The 15,535-nt window shown below is 61.8% G+C and carries 15 protein-coding genes and 5 pseudogenes; 14 read left to right on the forward strand and 6 right to left on the reverse strand.

The window, feature by feature from the left end:
• Positions 1-106: 106 nt before the first annotated feature.
• Together JWQ24_RS28565 and JWQ24_RS07615 are read left to right on the forward strand one after the other, a co-directional pair.
• Positions 107-253 (forward strand): annotated as a pseudogene (locus JWQ24_RS28565) (PAS domain-containing protein); the annotation flags it as partial.
• A gap of 50 nt (positions 254-303) precedes the next feature.
• Positions 304-978, forward strand: a complete 675-nt coding sequence (locus tag JWQ24_RS07615) for a GGDEF domain-containing protein (protein ID WP_299806269.1) — start codon at positions 304-306, stop codon at positions 976-978.
• Between the two features lie 186 nt (positions 979-1,164).
• Here JWQ24_RS07615 and JWQ24_RS07620 read toward each other — a convergent pair.
• Positions 1,165-1,467: pseudogene (locus tag JWQ24_RS07620) on the reverse strand (ATP-binding protein); the annotation flags it as partial.
• 45 nt (positions 1,468-1,512) lie between these two features.
• On the opposite strand from JWQ24_RS07620, the pseudogene JWQ24_RS07625 reads away from it, so the two are divergent.
• The 5 genes and pseudogenes from JWQ24_RS07625 to JWQ24_RS07645 form a co-directional block, all read left to right on the forward strand.
• A pseudogene (locus tag JWQ24_RS07625) lies at positions 1,513-1,719 on the forward strand (hypothetical protein); the annotation flags it as partial.
• Between the two features lie 74 nt (positions 1,720-1,793).
• Complete coding sequence (locus JWQ24_RS07630; RefSeq protein ID WP_299806272.1) at positions 1,794-2,183, forward strand: RES domain-containing protein; 390 nt, start codon at positions 1,794-1,796, stop codon at positions 2,181-2,183.
• Positions 2,143-2,274 (forward strand): annotated as a pseudogene (locus tag JWQ24_RS07635) (DUF779 domain-containing protein); the annotation flags it as partial. The gene JWQ24_RS07630 and the pseudogene JWQ24_RS07635, both read left to right, overlap by 41 nt.
• A gap of 128 nt (positions 2,275-2,402) precedes the next feature.
• A complete protein-coding gene (locus tag JWQ24_RS07640) occupies positions 2,403-3,254 on the forward strand; it encodes an SDR family NAD(P)-dependent oxidoreductase (RefSeq protein WP_299806274.1) in 852 nt (283 codons plus the stop codon).
• A gap of 254 nt (positions 3,255-3,508) precedes the next feature.
• Positions 3,509-4,216, forward strand: coding sequence for a HAMP domain-containing sensor histidine kinase (locus JWQ24_RS07645; RefSeq protein WP_299806276.1), 708 nt, complete (start codon positions 3,509-3,511; stop codon positions 4,214-4,216).
• A 24-nt stretch (positions 4,217-4,240) separates the two neighbouring features.
• Here the strand turns inward: JWQ24_RS07645 and JWQ24_RS07650 are convergent, their stop codons facing one another.
• The 5 genes from JWQ24_RS07650 to JWQ24_RS07670 all read right to left on the reverse strand — a co-directional run bounded on the left by JWQ24_RS07650 (position 4,241) and on the right by JWQ24_RS07670 (position 7,847).
• Positions 4,241-5,545: a hypothetical protein gene (locus tag JWQ24_RS07650; RefSeq protein ID WP_366521419.1), complete on the reverse strand. Its 1,305-nt coding sequence runs from the start codon at positions 5,543-5,545 to the stop codon at positions 4,241-4,243.
• A 240-nt stretch (positions 5,546-5,785) separates the two neighbouring features.
• Entirely contained in the window at positions 5,786-6,055 is a 270-nt protein-coding gene (locus JWQ24_RS07655; RefSeq protein WP_299806278.1) for a hypothetical protein, read from the reverse strand.
• A 291-nt stretch (positions 6,056-6,346) separates the two neighbouring features.
• Complete coding sequence (locus JWQ24_RS07660) at positions 6,347-6,838, reverse strand: DedA family protein (RefSeq protein ID WP_299806280.1); 492 nt, start codon at positions 6,836-6,838, stop codon at positions 6,347-6,349.
• Between the two features lie 467 nt (positions 6,839-7,305).
• A complete protein-coding gene (locus JWQ24_RS07665) occupies positions 7,306-7,500 on the reverse strand; it encodes a hypothetical protein (RefSeq protein ID WP_299806284.1) in 195 nt (64 codons plus the stop codon).
• 200 nt (positions 7,501-7,700) lie between these two features.
• Positions 7,701-7,847, reverse strand: coding sequence for a hypothetical protein (locus tag JWQ24_RS07670; RefSeq protein WP_299806319.1), 147 nt, complete (start codon positions 7,845-7,847; stop codon positions 7,701-7,703).
• On the opposite strand from JWQ24_RS07670, the pseudogene JWQ24_RS07675 reads away from it, so the two are divergent.
• From JWQ24_RS07675 to JWQ24_RS07705, 7 genes and pseudogenes are all read left to right on the forward strand, one after another.
• A pseudogene (locus JWQ24_RS07675) lies at positions 7,830-7,983 on the forward strand (IS5/IS1182 family transposase); the annotation flags it as partial. The gene JWQ24_RS07670 and the pseudogene JWQ24_RS07675 sit on opposite strands and share 18 nt — an antisense overlap.
• A 219-nt stretch (positions 7,984-8,202) precedes the next feature.
• Entirely contained in the window at positions 8,203-8,397 is a 195-nt protein-coding gene (locus JWQ24_RS07680; protein WP_299806286.1) for a hypothetical protein, read from the forward strand.
• A 121-nt stretch (positions 8,398-8,518) separates the two neighbouring features.
• Positions 8,519-9,922, forward strand: a complete 1,404-nt coding sequence (locus JWQ24_RS07685; RefSeq protein ID WP_299806289.1) for an efflux transporter outer membrane subunit — start codon at positions 8,519-8,521, stop codon at positions 9,920-9,922.
• A 20-nt stretch (positions 9,923-9,942) separates the two neighbouring features.
• Entirely contained in the window at positions 9,943-11,151 is a 1,209-nt protein-coding gene (locus tag JWQ24_RS07690) for an efflux RND transporter periplasmic adaptor subunit (RefSeq protein ID WP_299806291.1), read from the forward strand.
• Positions 11,151-14,255, forward strand: a complete 3,105-nt coding sequence (locus tag JWQ24_RS07695) for an efflux RND transporter permease subunit (protein WP_299806294.1) — start codon at positions 11,151-11,153, stop codon at positions 14,253-14,255. The genes JWQ24_RS07690 and JWQ24_RS07695 overlap by 1 nt, the downstream gene beginning before the upstream one ends.
• Positions 14,240-14,707: a hypothetical protein gene (locus JWQ24_RS07700; RefSeq protein WP_299806296.1), complete on the forward strand. Its 468-nt coding sequence runs from the start codon at positions 14,240-14,242 to the stop codon at positions 14,705-14,707. The genes JWQ24_RS07695 and JWQ24_RS07700 overlap by 16 nt, the downstream gene beginning before the upstream one ends.
• Positions 14,708-14,970: 263 nt before the next feature.
• Positions 14,971-15,535, forward strand: a 565-nt coding sequence (locus JWQ24_RS07705) for a hypothetical protein (RefSeq protein ID WP_299806298.1), incomplete at its 3' end; no start/stop codon positions are given.

Raw genomic sequence — 15,535 nt, forward strand, 5'->3', positions numbered from 1 at the left:
GTTCCGCGCCGGCAGTTAACGCTTATTCAAGCATCTTAACTTAGTTAGCGATTCCTCGAACGGGAATGTGGTGTAGATGGCAGAGCAGCAGTGGTCAGAGGCCGGAATGGTCGCGGGTGCGGACCGCGAACGGCCAGTGCTGTCGCTCTTCGAGCGGACACTCGACAACCTTCCCGACGGCGTGATGCTGGTCGGAGCGGACCATTCGGTGCTCTATACAAACAAGGTCTTCGAGCGGCTGTGGGGCCTGCCCCGCAGATGCTTGCCCAGTGGCAACATATCGTCGAGCACCTCGCCAGGCAGATGGACGATCCCGCCAAGTTCATGCAACAGGTCGTCCGACTTTACGGAACGGGCGAGTACTCGGAAGACGAGCTGCACCTGCGCGACGGCAGGATCATCTCGCGTCGCAGTGTTCCCTTCAAATGCGAAGGCGAAGACTTCGGCCGAATCTGGATATATACTGACGGGACGGAAGCTTGGAACGCCAAGATCGATGCGCTTACCGGCCTCAGGAACCGCCGCGCCTATGCGCGCTACTTTCCCGAATTCGCCCAGGCTGCGGATGACGGAATGATAAAGGCCGTTGCCATCATGGATCTCGACAACTTCAAGGCGTACAATGATACTTACGGCCACGCGGCCGGCGATGGGGTGCTGCGCCGGATCGGAGCGTTGCTGTCACCTCCGATCGTTGGCGACGAAATGGCCTTCCGGATCGGCGGCGAAGAGTTCTTGATCGCATGCAAGAACCAGACCGAGGGCGGGGTGATCGCCTTTTTTGAGTCGATCAGGAGCGGCCTGACGACAGCGGCCATTCCGCATTCCGGCAATGGCAGCGAGAAGGTGGTCACGGCATCGCTAGGGCTGGCTCTATTCAGGGGACCGCAGGATCCGGGAAGCCTGTTCGAAGCGGTTGACTTGGCGCTCTACCAGTCTAAATCCTCCGGCCGCAACCGGATGACCCTGGCGCACTGACCGTTGCGGCACTTGCGGACAGCATTGGCGCTCTTAGCTCGACTTTGTACAAAATTCCTCGGGAATTTGGATTTGTTGATGGTGTCAATGCCGGAGAGATTTTACAGCGGCTGGCCGGAGTAAAAGTGCAGCACGGACGCAAGCAAGAAGGCCCCCGATATCGGGGGCCTTCTTGCTTGTCGCGTTTCATTCCTTAGGCGCCGCGTCCAACGGCGGTTCTGACCGCGCTCGGCGTGACCGGCGCTTGGAGTCAGCGAGCCGGAAGCTGTCGCCGTTCATCTCGAGGATATGGACGTGATGCGTGAGGCGGTCGAGGAGCGCGCCGGTGAGCCGCTCGGAGCCGAACACCGACGTCCACTCGTCGAACGGCAGATTGCTCGTGACCAACGTGCTGCCGCGCTCGTAGCGCTGGCTGAAGACCTCGAACAGCAGCTCGGCCCCGGTCGTGGAGAGCGGCACATAGCCGAGCTCGTCGATGATCAGCAGCTTGTAGCCGGCGGCTTCGGCGCTCGGGCGCCCGCGTGCTACGGATATCCATGGCTACAGATCGAATGCTCCCGCTGTAAGTCGCCGAACGAAGTCGACATGGCCGCGCTCAACCATCCGCCGACGACCTGCTTGCACGACCTGGCCAGCCGCCTGCGCTGCCAGAAGTGCACAAAAGCCAGCCGGCGACCATCAGCCACGCTGCTGCAGCTTGCGGCAAGGCCGCGGCACTGCACCCCGAAGGACGAAGAATGAAGATTTGGATTGCGTTGCTGTGAAGCCGCTATCCGACCTTCCGGCACCCCAGACGCTCTACCGGGCCCCGCCTAATGCGTGATGATCTGACGGAAGAGGTTCTCAACGCCAGCGGCGCGGCCAAGCTAGGCCCACCGCCGTCAGAGAGGACACAGGTCGGCAGAATGAACGTAGAGTTCATTCCGGTGTTCTACGCGGCTTTCTCTAAGGCAACCGTTGTCGGCCAACTGCGTCCCAGCATCGGCGATTCCATCGCGATCGGCACTTTCAGGACACGTGTGCCGTTGAAGGTGTTCGACTTTACTGTTTTCGATCAACGCGCACCGGATCGCCGCCACTTCTTCCAGCATAGCCGGTACGATTTCATCACGCAGTTGCAAACCGAAATTAGCAGACCGGTCCGTCCCCACGAACGTCAGAGGGGTACCGGGCCGTGGATCTGGCTTCTCCGTCGAGGCACCTGAAGGCGTGCGCTTCCTGACCCGCAGCCCCGTCTTCAACGATGCCGAGGTTGCCGAACTCGAAGCGGCTGGGCCGCCGGCAAGGGCGGCATGAGCGACGAATTGCAGGCCGACGTCTGAACATCGCCACTTTCCAAAGGTAAGCGCTCGCCGGCGGGGCGTCGTCGCCCCGCGTTGGAAGCGGCGACATCACAACGACCGTTGAAAAATCTGGAGAATACAATGTCTGATGCCGCTCTGTCCGCAGGTTTTGTTGCTGTTGTGACGGGAGGCGCGTCCGGCATAGGTCTCGCCGCTGCCACCGAATTTGTTCGCCGCGGCATGCGCGTCTGCATCGCCGATATCGGAGCCGACCGCCTCGCTGAGGCCGAAGCGAAGCTAATCGCCGTGGCTCCCGGCGGGGCGTCCGATGTCATGGTAGCCGAAGCCGACGTCGTTCTTCGTGACGATCTCGCCCGTCTGGAGGCGGCGGTTCGCGAACGGTTCGGCGGCACCGATGTGCTGATGAACAATGCGGGCATTCAGACCGACACCGCAGCGCTGGGGCCGCTGGCGAATTGGGAGAAGGTTCTCGGCGTCAATCTGTGGGGCGTCGTCCACGGCAGCCAGATCTTCGTGCCCGGCATGATTGCGCGCGGGCGGCAGGGCCTGATCATCAATACCGGCTCCAAGCAGGGCATCACAACGCCCCCGGGAAATCCCGCCTATAATGTCTCCAAGGCGGGTGTGAAGGCCTTCACCGAGGCCTTGCAGCATGAGTTGCGGAATACGGCCGGTGCGCAGCTCAGCGCCCATCTCCTGATCCCGGGCTTTGTCTTCACCGGTCTGACGGCGAACGGCCGGGCGGAAAAGCCAGCCGCCGCCTGGACGCCGGAGCAGACGGTCAATTTCATGATCGAGCGGTTGTCCGCCGGGGATTTCTACATTCTCTGCCCGGACAATGACGTGCCGCGACGCCTCGACGAGCGCCGCATCCTCTGGGCCGTCGGCGACATTGGCGAGAATCGGCCGGCATTGTCGCGGTGGCATCCCGATTACGCTGACAAGTTCGCGACCTTCGTCAAAGACGAATAACGGCACGCTTCGCATTCTGCGCGTGAGAACGACGGATCGGCGACGCTACCAAGCGGGCGCCTGGACTTTAACAGTTTACAGGTGATTTTTAAGGATGGCCCTTGTCGATTGCCCGGATGGCTGTAAATAAGCGCCCAAGACTGACCCCTCCATCGCTTGCTAGATCAATATCTTGGCTCGCCGATCGGCGTTGGGCCCCCACGCCGATTAACAGTGAACGGCGTGCCGAGCAGATCACACCGCTGGTCAGGGCGATGAACGCGTTGATCGGAAGGCACCAGCACGCGCTCGAGACCAAGCGCCGCTTCGTGGCGGACGCGGCCCATGAATTGCGGACGCCTCTCGCCCCGCTGCAGATCCAGATCGACAACCTTCGATCGCAGGACCTGGCGACCCCGATCCGGGAAATGGCCACGGATCTGCTCGCCGGCATCCGGCGTGCCGTCTACTCGGTCAATCAGTTGCTCACGATGGCCCGCGCCGACGCATCCGCGGAAAGAGATCTCGAGGAGATCGAGGTGGCGACGCTGATCCGGTTTGTCGCATCGGGCTTTACCTCCATTTCAGAAGCGAAGAGCGTCCACCTTTCCGTCGACGTCGAAGACGGCATTCGGGTTGTCTCGAGGCCGCCGGACGTCCAGCTTGTACTCACCAATCTAATCGACAATGCGCTGCGCTATAGTGAGCCGGGAGGAGAAATCCCGATTGGAGGAAGGCGCGATGCAGGCATAGTCGCGATCACTATTACTGATGACGGCTGCGGCATTCCGGAGGTCGCGTTGCCCCTCATCTTCGACCGTTTTTTCAAGGCCGCCTCGCAGGACGTTGTAGGCACCGGGCTCGGCCTGGCTATTGCCAAGACCGCCGCAGACCGCAGCGGAATGAGCATTGCCATCACGAACCGACCCGATGCGCGCGGCGTCAAAGCGATTCTGGAAATGCCGGCTTTCGACGCTGCCTGAGGCGCACTTCTCCCAAACGTTTGCTTATCGCTGCCGTGGCCTTCCTTCGCCGCCATGATTGCTCGTCGGGAGAGCGGCCGCGCGCACCAACATCGCTGAAAACGCGCTGAATATCGCTCGCATTTGAGGACCCTTGTATGGATAGATGTCTGCTGGATCCATATTATGCACAACGGCGGTGTTATCGACCTCGAAAATGAGCAGGTTACCGTTGCGATCTTCCGCGCAATCGACCGTGAAATAATCGAGTCCGATGCGCTCCAGCATCATGCTTAGCGCACGGCCATGACGCGATGCGAACGCGGTATTGAATGTCTCCATGAAGGATTTCTCTTCGGCACGCTTGCCGGAGTCGAACAACATTCCGGCGTTGAGATACCAGATGTCCCACTGGTCGGCGATCGCCATATGGCAGGCAAAGAACCTGCCGTCGACTGCGACTATACGGTACTTTCGGAAGATGCCGTAATCGTCAGCATAGTCGACGAACTGCGAAACAAAGAATTCTTCTTCCGGCCTCTTGGACAGATAATCGTGCAAGCCATCGGGACCATCGATCTTGGAGAGACCTTTTCCGGCGTGCGAACCTCGAGGCCGAATAATGAGCGGAAAGCTCATCTCGCTCGGTGGATCAGTTAGCGAGCGCTGGTCGCGCATGGCTTCCGTGAGGTCGCTCCGCGATGCGCAGATCGTTATAGGCATTGTAAGACCGTCAATATTAACGAGGAGCCTATAGAGCTTGTCCCGGTCTAGTTGCATAACGAGATGCGGTCGATTTAAGAGTGGCTTTGGCCAAGTCATTGCGATCCGGTCGATCTCCGCGAGCGCGGCTCTGCAGTCCTCGGAATCAGAAGCGATTACAATCGCAACGTCATGCATAGGCAACGGAGACGGCAACTCCGTGCCCGGTACGACGTACAGCGTCGTGAGTTCGATGGCTGATCCTTCCAGCAGAAACTCGATCGGCGTATTGCCGCCAATATCGATCGACGCAGCCAGCGCGAGAACCCGAAGATCGGGGCGACGAGTGTAGCAGGGCGAGCGAAAAAGACGGTGACGCGCCAGTATCTTTCGCTGGATCGACAGCCCCTGCTGTTTCAGATTTAGCAATTGGGCGATCACGGAAAGGTCCATGAGCTCTCCTGGATGCGCCGTCGCGTCGGCGACCTTATCGCTCAACATCTCGAAGAGAGGCGACAGGTTGACGCCGTCAAAGGCCATCCTAGCCAAGATGGCAAAACCGATGAGCGGGAATGCAGACGCCCTCTTCCGAGTTGGATTGCCATCAGAAGCACAGGGCTGCTCGCAGCCTTTGTCGTCAATGTCCATCTACCCCACCGAGACAAGGGTCCGACCCAGTCTTGCGCATCGAGCACGCAGAATTGGCTCGGACGATTCGTGGGGTGACGATCGATGGTGAGACTTAGCTGACCCTTAGGCAGCCAGCGGCAATATCCTCTGCGGAACGATTAAGCGCGACGACATCATGATGAAGGAAGATCCAAGTCGACGTCTCCAAAAGCAGAGTTACGTCGGCCTCCAAGCGTTGCTTCTTCTTAGCCCTTGTTTCTATTCCAGTTCTGCATTTCGGTGTCGAATGAATATCTGGGACTGGTGCTTAATCCATAAATTCGCGAACTGCTTATCGGTGAATACACCCACCAGTTGCTCTTCACGACCGTTCGGCCATTGCGCGATAATAATCCATCCAGCTAAAGGGGCATCTTGGGCACGCACTTCGAAGGACACTTGCTGCTCAGTTACCAATCGCAATCCGTTCCAGGCGTCTTTGGCATTCGAAACACGGGGCGGCTCGGAGTCTTGGTCGTCGATGTCCATTAATCCATTACCAGATAAGTGGCCGAGCCCATCGTTTCACAAGGTGTGCAAGACGAGACACGAACGATTCGTGCAGTGAAGGTCGAGGCTGAGACTTAGCTGGCCCTTAGGGACCGAGGCCGTTGCCATTTCTTGCGGTTAAGAATGCCGCACCCGCCAGACGTGCCATGCAATGGCCAACGCAATCAGGCATGCGATCGCGATATCGAGCGAGTGAATCAGATCATGAAGCCAAGGCGTCGTATTCCATGCCTCACCAAGCGCTGCGCCGACATATGCCAGCGCCAGGCACTAGGGCAGCGATCCGAGGAATGAATAGATTGGAAATTTCCAGACCGGCATTCCGGCGATGCCGGCCGGAAGGGAGATGAACGTCCGGACAACAGGCAGTAGCCGTCCGATGAAGACCGCCAACGGGCCGAACCGCACGAAGAAGCGGTCGACGCGATCGAGTTCGGTGCTACCTATCAGCAGGTACGGACCCCATTTTTCGACGAACGATCGACCTCCATAAGCACCTACCGCATAGGCGACCGTCGAACCGAGATTGCAGCCGACCGCGCCGGCGATCCCAACCAACAGAACGTTGAAGCGACCGATCGATGCAAGGTAGCCGGCGAACGGCATGATGATTTCGGACGGGATCGGAATGCACGCCGATTCCAGAGCCATCAGTGCCACGATGCCCGCGTATCCGAGCTTGGAGATCGTCGCGATGACGAAGGCCGCAACGCTGGCTGTTATGGAAATGGGGTTGCTCCCAAGATTCGATCGGTCGGTCAACTTGACAAAGCGGCCTGTCCGCCCAGTTTTTCGTTCCTTGGATGGACCACAACAATTAGCATCGACTTAGGGATCGGACGTCGGCACCTCGATTAGGCCGCGGACCAATAATTGGAAACCACCAAGATTGTTGGAAAGGGTCATGGGCCAAATGCCCACAGTCCGTCCGGTTGCGCCAATTTTCCAGTCTACCTGCGACTACGAACCATGCCTCGGAAACTGACAGCTATTAAGCAGTTGGTCAGCCCCGGCCGAAGTCAGGCGACGCTCGAGTCGGTTCTAAAGGTGGTCGGCGGTAAATCACGTAATGCGTCAAAAGCGCGAGTCAGATGCTGATCCAGGCCGGGCCCTGTATCACGAAACCAGGCTTTCGCAGCATAGCCTCGGGCGGCCATCCCAAGCTGAGCCGCAAGAGTCGTTATACCGTCGTCAAAGCCGGCGGCCCAGCGCAGCAGACAGAGCGACAATCAAGTGTGCTGTCTTGTCAGCACGCGCTCCTGCAATGCAGGAGTGCGGACGATGATCGCCTGCCGCGGCTCGGTGAAGGGACGATTCTGTTCCAGCATCGGCTGGATAGCGCGGAACGCGCAGATCAAGACATCCATCGGGGCCAGCCCTTGAGGCGCCCGGGCAACCGCCTCGGTCAAGGCGTCGCGAAACACCTCCTCTCCGTAGAAAAGCGCCTCGCGCTTGTCAGTGAAGTGCTGGAAGAATGTCCGCTCCGTAACGCCAGCTCTGGCGGCGATTTCCGCCGTTGTGGTCGCTCGTAGCCGCGCTCTTGAAACAGCTCTAGTGTCGCCTGTTGCAGGCGCCGGCGCGCGTCTTCCCCATTACGTGGCATGGATCATCCATATACGTATTGTCAGTCGCTGTCGCTATGCGCCTCGATGAGATTCCCGCGCCACACCGTGGCGCCGAGCAGATTCTTGTGCGGGTGCACGCGTGCGGGCTCACCGTTGTCTCGGCCGATCACGTCGCGGGCAAATTCCTCGTCGTTATCGACGCGCAAGGCCTCTCGTTTCAGTTCGGCCTAACTGCCGGACAGGCGCGTGACGGGCAGATCGACGACACATTGCTCGATCCTCTTGGCCCCTCGAAACATCGCGCTGGCGCACAACGCCTATGATGCCGATCGCATACGGAGTTTATCTCCGCTTGTTGTATCGCCCGCTATGGTTTGGAGCTTCACCCCAACCGGGTCAGGAAGCTTGGTGCCATCCACAATCGGGAAATGATATCTCGGCATGTCTTCCTCCGGCATTCAAATACACGGTCGTTCGATGAGGTCTGGCGTGCAGAATTCGTGGGCTTGTTTACAAGCTAAGATCGGCGCCGATATGTCCGTCACTTAGGGGACGACAATCATGGGTTATCGAGTAAGCGCGGTCATGACTAGAGGATCGGTTGTTGCGGTCATCACGGCCACGCCGCAAACGGCCTTCGCGAAGGCGAGGGAGTATCAGGAGGACGGCTACGAAGAGGTTGCTGTCAAGGACCTCGATGACAAGACAGTCGAGATTGATGAGCTAAAGGCGCTTACAGAAGGAAGCATTCCATAGTTTCTCCGTGACAACCGTATCGTCTCGCTGAGCCATTCGGCATTGCGCGTCCGTAATCCCTAAGTCGCAGCTAAGGCTGGCGTTCTATGCATTTTTGCGTCGCAACATCACTTGGCGCTAAATGTCATTCAGTCAAATTCTTAGTTGCTTTGCGTATCGGTTGCGTTGGATCGCCGTCACTCCTGTGATCGTCGCGGTCGCCGCTTGTTCGCAGGTCCCGATCTACGAACGCCCCGACGTACCCACTTTGCCCGTCTGGTCGACAAGGCCGTCGGCAGCTCGGGTTGAGGTTGATGGGTCTTGGTGGCGTGAATTCCGGTGCGCAGAGCTTTCATCACTGGAGATCGCCGCACTCGGCGAGAACTTCGACCTGGAATCGGCGATCGCGCGGATCCAGCAAGCGCGGAGCGCGGCGACGATCGCTTTGGCGCCTCTGCTTCCCTCTATCGACCTCAACGGCACGCTCGACCGGAGCACCGGGTTCTCCACCAAGAGCACGCAGGACGTGCTTGCGATCGCGAGCTACGAAGTCGATTTCTGGGGCAAAAATCGCGCGAGGGCCGACGCGGCCGGGAGCCTCGTCGACGCAGCGGCTTCCGATGCCGACACGGTGGCGATCACGCTCGCCGCCACCGTGGCAAACACCTACTTCCAGATCCTGTCGCTCAGGGAACGCATCGATCAGGCGAGCCGGATCGCCCAAGACGCCAGACGAATACTGTCGCTGGTCGAATTGCAGAAGAGCGGCGGCACGGCCGCCGAGCTACTGGTACAGCAGCAACGCAACGCCGCCGCAACCTTCGCTGCGGCAGTGCCCGTACTTCAGCTTCAACTCGACGAAAGCGAGCATCTGCTCGCGGTTCTTGTCGGCGCCCCGCCGGGAAGCCTGCGTGTCAGCGCCCGCGGCCTCGGCAAGATCGTGCCTCCGAGCCCCCGCAGCGGCTTGCCGTCGTCGCTGCTGGAGCGTCGTCCCGACATCCGCGCGGCGGAAGCGCGCCTGATCGCCGCAAATTTCAACATCGGAGCGGCGCGAGCGGCGTTTCTCCCGAGCCTGACCTTGAACGGAAGCGATGGTCTCTCAGCCTTATCCCTGAGCAAGACGTCGCCGACGACGCTGATCACCGACGCCGCCGCCGGTCTCGTTCAACCGATATTCGATGGAGGCCGACTGCAGGGTCAGCTTGCCTTCGATCAAGCACGGGCGGCTGAACTCGCGGCGACGTACCGACAGGTCGCACTGAATTCGTTCCAGGACGTCGAGGACTCGTTGTCCGCGCAGCGCAGGATCAAGACGCTCGCAGCCTCAAATCTGGAAGCGGTCACTTCCGCGCGACGCGCCCAGGCGCTCGCGGAGGAGCAATACAAGCTCGGCGGCTCGGACTACCTGACCGTCCTCAACACCCAACGCACCCTGTTTCAGGCCGAAGACAGCTATCTGCAGGTCCGCCTGCAGCGCCTGCAGGCGGCCGTCAGCCTGTTCAGGTCGCTGGGCGGCGGCTTCGCCGACGCACCCGGCGCCATCTAGTCTCGCATGAAGGAATGAACGTGAGCATTTCGAACAATCTGAATGATTCAGGCTTGCCGCTGCAGCGTCCTCCGCAAACTAGACGCTGGCGGTTCGTCGCCATCCTCTGCGTGCTCGGAGCGTCGGGAGCGGGTATCTATCTGCACGGAAAGACGTCGAAGCCTGCCGCATCGCCAGCAGCGTCGGCCGCGGTCCCCGTCACCGCCGTGCACGCGAGCGTGCGCGACCTGCCGATCGAACGCTCTGGTCTCGGAACCGTGCTCCCCCTCAACCAGGTCGACGTGAAAGTACGCGTGGATGGTCAGTTGCAGCGCATCGCCTTCGTCGAGGGGCAGGACGTCCAGGCCGGCGACCTGCTCGCCGAGATCGATTCCCGTCCCTACAAGGCGCAACTCGACGGCGCCGATGCAACCTTGCAGAAGGACATGGCGCAACTCGCCAGCGACCGCGTCGAAGACGCCCGCGCCGCCAAGCTGACCGTCTCCGGTGCGGGCACCGGACAGACCGCCGACAAGGCCAAGGCGCAGGTCGCCATCATGCAGGCCACCGTGGCGGGCGATCAGGCCGCCGTCGATACCGCGAAGATCAATCTAGGCTATACGCGCATCGTCGCCCCTATTGCGGGACGGGTCGGTCTCAAGCAGATCAATGAAGGCGCCATCATCCACGCCAACGACACCTCCGGGCTGGTGACGATCACCCAGATCCATCCGATCTCGGTCCAATTTTCGCTGCCGCAGGACGAGCTTCCGGACCTCCTTGCCGGTCAGTCGCAAGCGCCGCTGCCTGTGACGGTCCATACCCGCGACGGATCGCAACTGCTGGCGACCGGTCGGCTGACCGTGATCGACAGCCAGGTCGATACGTTGACCGGCATGATCAGACTCAAGGCGGAGTTCGAGAACAAGGACAACCGGCTGTGGCCGGGCGAACTGGTGACGGCGCGCGTAATCGCCAGGACCGATCGGAACGCCACCGTCGTGCCATCGGCCGCCATCCAGAACGGGCAGAACGGCCCTTATGTCTTCGTGATCGGCCCCAGCAACACCGTTGCGCTGGCGAAGATCAAGACTGGCCCCACTGTCGGGGATGTCACCGCGCTGCTGTCCGGCCTCAAACCCAACGAGAACGTCGTACTCTCCGGCCAATCGCGTCTGGTGCAGGACAGGTTGGTGTCTGTCACCCAGTCCGACAGCAAGACGGCGTCGGCTGCCGCAAGGACGGAGTGATGGGAATCTCGGAACTGTTCATCCGCCGACCTGTCGGAACGTGTCTGCTCGCGCTCGGCCTCGTGCTGCTGGGGACGGTCGCCTATTTCATGCTGCCGGTGGCGCCGTTGCCGCAGGTCGATTTTCCGACCATCCAGGTCTCGGCCCAATTGCCCGGCGCCAGCGCCGAGACGATGGCGACCGCCGTGGCGACTCCGCTAGAAAACTCGCTGGCCACCAACGTGTCCGGTATCGCCCAGATGACCTCCACAAGCTCGTCCGGACGCTCATCCATCGTCCTGGTGTTCGACCTCACCCGCGACATCAACGCCGCATCCCAGGACGTCCAGGCGGCGATCTCCGCGGCGGCAGGCACGCTGCCCAAGAACCTGCCGAACCCGCCGACCTTCCACAAGGTCAATCCTGCCGAATTCACCCTGTTGACCCTGTCGCTCAGTTCCGACGTCCTGCCCACCACCGAACTCGACCATTATGCCGAAGACGTCATCGCGCAGCAGGTGTCGCAGATGTCGGGCGTGGGCCTGGTCGACTTCCACGGTCCGCAGCGGCCCTCGGTCCGCATCAGGCTCGATCCGGACAAGGTTGCTGCGCGCGGCCTCACATTGGAAGACGTCCGTAGCACCATCGGCCAGCAGACCGTCAACGCGCCCAAAGGTACGCTGAGCAATGCGGACCGGACAGTCGTACTGGACGCGACCGATCAGTTGATCGACGCGCCGTCCTATCGCGGCATGGTGATCGCCTATCGCAACGGCGCCCCCGTCCTATTGAGCGATCTCGGCACGGTCGTCACCGCGCCTGAGGACATCCATCAGGCCGCTTGGTTGCAGGGCACGCGCGCGGTGATGATCGACATCCACAAGCAGGCGGGTTTCAACGTCCTGAGCACCATCCAGTCGATCAAGGACCGGCTGCCGGCGCTGTCGGCCGGGCTGCCCGCAGCGGTCACGCTGTCCGTCGTCGGTGACCGTACACAGATCATCCAGGCGTCGGTCGACGACGTCCAGTTCACGATGCTGATCACCATCGCCCTCGTCGTTGCGGTGATCTTCGTGTTCCTGCGCAACGTCTGGGCGACGATCATCCCGAGCATCACGATCCCGCTATCGCTGCTCGGTACGTTCTGCGTCATGTACCTTCTGGGTTACAGCCTCGACAACCTCTCGCTGATGGGCCTGGTCATCGCCGTGGGATTCGTCGTCGACGACGCGATCGTGGTGATCGAAAACGTCATCCGCCATCTCGAAATGGGGAAGACGAAGGTCCAGGCGGCCATCGAAGGTTCGCGCGAGGTCAGCTTCACGATCATCTCGATGACGGTATCGCTGATCGCCGTCTTCATTCCTATCCTGCTGATGGGCGGCATCGTCGGGCGGCTATTCCGGGAATTCGCGGTGACGGTGAGTGTCGCCATTCTGATGTCCGGGCTGATCTCGCTCACCGTCACGCCGATGATGTGCGCCTGGTTGATCGACGACAGCCACGACAAGCCCCGCGGCCGGCTGTTCCGCTGGTCCGAGCGGACGTTCGATGCCGTGACGGATGGATACACCCGCTACCTCGACCTGGTGCTGCGGCATCAAATCCTGACGCTGCTGGTGACGGTCGGTACCCTTGGGATAACGCTGTGGCTGTACACGGTCACGCCGAAGGGCTTCCTGCCGCAGCAGGATAACGGGTTCATCCAGGGCCAGGCACAGGCCGCGACCGACATCTCCTTCGACCTGATGTCGGCCAAGATGCAGGAACTCGGGCATATCGCGTCCGCCGACCCCGACGTCTTCAATGCCGTGTACTGGATCAATCCCAGTCCCTCGGCCAGCATCGGGCAGATCCAGATCAACCTGAAGCCTTTCTCGGACCGGAAATCCACGGCGTTCCAGATCATGTCGCGCATCAAGGCGGCCACAGCGAACATCGAGGGCCTGACCTTGGCGATGCAGATCCGCCAGGACATCCAGATCGGCGGCCGGGCCTCGGCGGCGCAGTACCAGTACACGCTGCAGAGCGGTGATCTGGCCGAGCTCGACAAATGGTCGAGTGCCCTGTCCAAGGCGATGTCCGCCATCCCCGGCATACGGGATGTGACCTCCGACAAGCAACCTGCCGCCACCAGCGCGACGCTCGTCATCGACCGGCCCACCGCGGCCCGCCTCGGCGTCAGCGTGCAGTCCATCGACGATATCCTCTATGACGCCTTCGGACAGCGACAGGTCGCGACCCTGTTCACGCAAGTCAGCCAGTATCACGTCGTCCAGGAATTGGATCCTCGCTTCCAACTCGACAGCGAGGCGCTGGCGCATCTCTATGTGCGCTCGACGACGACGCAGAAGCTCATCCCGCTCAGCATCCTCGCCGCCGTCAAGACCGGCGTGCTTCCGGTGACTATTAACCATCAAAGCGCGTTGCCGGCGACGACGCTGTCGTTTAACCTGGCGCCCGGCGTGTCATTGAGCGATGCGATTACAGCAATCCGCGGCGCCGAGGCCCAAATCGGCATGCCTGTCAGCATGACAGGCACGTTCCAGGGTACGGCGCAGGCGTTTCAGGATTCGCTGAAGAGCCAGCCATGGCTGATCCTGGCGGCCGTCATTGCGGTCTACATCGTGCTCGGCGTCCTCTATGAGAGTGCCATCCATCCGCTGACGATCATATCCACGCTGCCGTCGGCCGGGCTCGGTGCGCTGCTGGCGCTGCATCTGTTCGGGCAAGATCTCTCGATCATGGGGATGATCGGCATCATCCTGTTGATCGGAATCGTCAAGAAGAACGCCATCATGATGATCGACTTCGCCCTCACGGCCGAGCGCAGCGAGTCGCTCTCGCCCGCCGAGGCCATCCACCGCGGCGCGGTGCTGCGCTTCCGCCCCATCATGATGACGACCATGGCCGCGCTCCTCGGCGCGCTGCCGCTGGCGCTCGGCACCGGCGCGGGCGCCGAGCTGCGCGTGCCGCTCGGGGTGGCCATCGTGGGTGGCCTCATGGTGTCGCAGCTCCTCACGCTGTACGCGACACCCGTCGTCTATCTGTATCTCGATCGTGCTCGCCTGGCGCTCGCTCGCCGGCGCGCTCATGCAGGAGGTTCGTCGTGGGCTTCAAGTTGAACAGCAGTTCTTTCGATTCCCCCCTTCGCGGGCAGCTCGTGGTGCTGCTGCATCGCGACTACCGCTCGCGCCATCGCCTTTCCCTGGAGCTGGCACGGCTCGGCTACTCGGTGCTGCCGCTCGAGAGCGACGCGGTGCTGCGCCACTACCTGGACGGCGCGGCCGCCTACAATCCTCGCGTGGCCTACCCGGACGCGCTCATCGCCGACGAGCTCACGCTCGGCCTGGTCGGTCTGCGCCGGCTCGCCGCGCTGCGCGATACCGAGTGTCGGCTGCCCATCCTGCTCCTCAGTGACTTCCCCTTGAACACGGTCACCGACGAGGAGATCTGCGCCGCCCTGCACGTGGTCGCGGTGCTGCACCGTCCGTACACGCGCGACCAGCTCGCCGCGGCGATGGCCCGGGTGTTGCCGCTCGCGTACACCGACGAGGCGAAGCGCCGCTGCTCCTGAGCGTCGCCGGCGGCAGGCGTGAGCTTCGTGAGGCTCTCGTCGAAATGTCACATCGAAATCGCGCGCGAACGTACACCTGCCGCTCCCGGATCGCAGTAATGACACTCGCGGTCGAGACCGCGGACAGGTGCCATTCGGTCAGACACGGGGACGCGCTCGGCACCCACGGGGCTCGTGAGGCCCGACGGTGCTTGCTGCTTCCCGGACCACGAGACGCTCGTCGAGCGCGACGTCCACGGCCAGCCATGAAAGCGAGAGTGACGATGAAGCGGTTCCAGGTGGTGGGGATGGTGTGCCTCGTCGCGGCGGTGGGGTGCGACGTGCCGGTGGAGCCGGAGGTGGCGCTCGCGCCGACGACCGCCGCGCTCGAGAACGCCGCGCACGTGGCCGAGCGCCTCGACGAATCGACGCAGTCGATCGTCTTCGATCCGGGCGTGAACACCGCCTGGGCCGATCTGCACCTCACGATCAACGGCACGCGCGGCACGAACGTGCGCATGCGCAAGGGCGCCGACGGGACGTTCGTGGCCGGTCCGTTCGCCCTGCGTGCCGACGACGAGCTGACCTACTCGTTCACCTACTTCGCGCGCGGCGTGGGCAACGACACGGCGACCTACACCCGGATCGTGCCGCTCACCTTCGAGCCGCGCGCCCTCCGTCCCGAGGTGCGTGCCGCGTTCACGCCGGGCGCTTACCAGATGCGCCTGGTGTCGACCGCGAAGGTGACCTGGGCCGACGTGCACTACGCCGTGAACGGCGCGCCGGCGCTGAACGCGCGCCTCGTCGACGCGGGCGGCACGCTCGCCCGGGCGATCACGCTCGCGCCCG

It is taken from the genome of Tardiphaga sp. (assembly GCF_028290495.1).
Lineage (GTDB): Bacteria > Pseudomonadota > Alphaproteobacteria > Rhizobiales > Xanthobacteraceae > Tardiphaga.